We start from the raw sequence: 475 nt of genomic DNA on the forward strand, positions 1-475 counted from the left end.
CGCTTAGTCGCTTAACCTCACAACCCGAAGATGTTTCACTTCTGATTGCGAAAATTTGAGAGACTCGAACACACCATTAAAGATGTGTCGTTTCAATTTTCAGCTTGATCCAGATTTTTAAAGAGCAAAACTTCGCAGTGCACCTTTTCAGGTTCACTCTGAAGTTTTTTTGTGTTCGCAGTAAAAGATGGTGGAGCTATGCGGGATCGAACCGCAGACCTCCTGCGTGCAAAGCAGGCGCTCTCCCAGCTGAGCTATAGCCCCATCGTTTTGCCAACCTCTTCAAATTTGCTTCGCAAATTTGGTAGGCCTGAGTGGACTTGAACCACCGACCTCACCCTTATCAGGGGTGCGCTCTAACCACCTGAGCTACAAGCCTGTAGAGGTTTTTTACTGCTGTTTTTCATCAGACAATCTGTGTGAGCACTGCAAAGGCAGGTTCTTTAAGGTAAGGAGGTGATCCAACCGCAGGTTC

At 46.9% G+C, this 475-nt stretch carries 2 tRNA genes; both read right to left on the minus strand.

What is annotated here, in order from left to right:
- Positions 1 to 188 precede the first annotated feature (188 nt).
- Positions 189 to 264: transfer RNA gene (locus IM314_RS21875), tRNA-Ala, on the minus strand.
- 38 nt (positions 265 to 302) lie between these two features.
- Positions 303 to 379, minus strand: a tRNA-Ile gene (locus IM314_RS21880).
- Positions 380 to 475: the final 96 nt, after the last annotated feature.

The sequence above is a fragment of the Enterobacter cloacae complex sp. P42RS genome (assembly GCF_014930595.1).
In the GTDB taxonomy this organism is placed as follows: Bacteria; Pseudomonadota; Gammaproteobacteria; order Enterobacterales; family Enterobacteriaceae; genus Enterobacter; species Enterobacter bugandensis.